This window comes from Streptomyces katrae (genome assembly GCF_000966975.1).
GTDB lineage: Bacteria > Actinomycetota > Actinomycetes > Streptomycetales > Streptomycetaceae > Streptomyces > Streptomyces katrae.
On sequence record NZ_JZWV01000476.1, the window covers coordinates 1 to 891 of the forward strand.

At 75.6% G+C, this 891-nt stretch carries 1 protein-coding gene and 1 pseudogene; both read left to right on the plus strand.

What is annotated here, in order from left to right:
- Window positions 1-400: hypothetical protein (locus VR44_RS17670; RefSeq protein WP_045948479.1), on the plus strand; the 400-nt coding region annotated here is incomplete at its 5' end.
- A 32-nt stretch (window positions 401-432) separates the two neighbouring features.
- Window positions 433-891 (plus strand): annotated as a pseudogene (locus VR44_RS17675) (hypothetical protein); the annotation flags it as partial.

Consider the following 891-nt stretch of genomic DNA (forward strand, 5'->3'; position numbering starts at 1 on the left):
GGGTGGGATCGCTGTCTACACCGCGATCGTCACCGTGGCGCTGCTGGCCGTCATCGGCCTGGCCATCGACGGCGGCGGGAAACTGCGGGCGACTGAACGCGCCGATGCGCTCGCGATGGAGGCCGCGCGCGCGGCCGGGCAGGCCATCGACCCGGCCTCGGCCGTCACCGGCACGGACGTCCGCGTCGACCCGGAAGGGGCCCAGGCGGCCGCCCAGGCCTACCTCGCCCGTGCCGGCGCACACGGCAGCGCCACCCTCTCCGCCGACCGGAGCCGGCTCGACGTCACCGTCCACGGCTCCTATCCGACCGTGTTCCTGGCCATCGCCGGGATCGGGTCCATGGGCGTCACCGGTCACGGAAGCGCACGCATGCTCCACGGCATCACCCAGCCCCAATAGCCCCACCGACCACCGTGAGAAGGACCCGGCCGATGCCGAAGCCCACCCCCGTCACCACCCGCCCCTCCCGCAGCGGCGGGGCCCAGACGGCGGCCGCGCTGCTGCGCGCTCTGCTCTCCCTGACCGTTCTGGCCCTGCTGCTGGCCGGCCTGCCCGTCCTGCTGTGGTGGGCCACCAGCCTGGTCGGGCCTCCCGGCGTGGCCGCGCTGGCCCACCTGTTGTCCACCGAGGATTCGGGACAGGTGTTCCTGCTGGTCCTGGCTGTCGCCGGGTGGGCTGGCTGGGCCTGCTTCACCGGCGCGGTCCTGCTGGAGATCGCCGCCCAGCTCCGCGGTCGCGCGGCCCCGCAGATCCGGGGGCTGGTGGGACAGCGGGCCGCGGCCGCCCTGGTCGGCGCCGTCCTGCTGGCCCTCCCGGCCGGAACCGCGCTTGCCGCTCCCAGCGCCGCCGCACCCGCTCCCGCCGCTGTCGGCGTCAGCGCCTCCCCCATC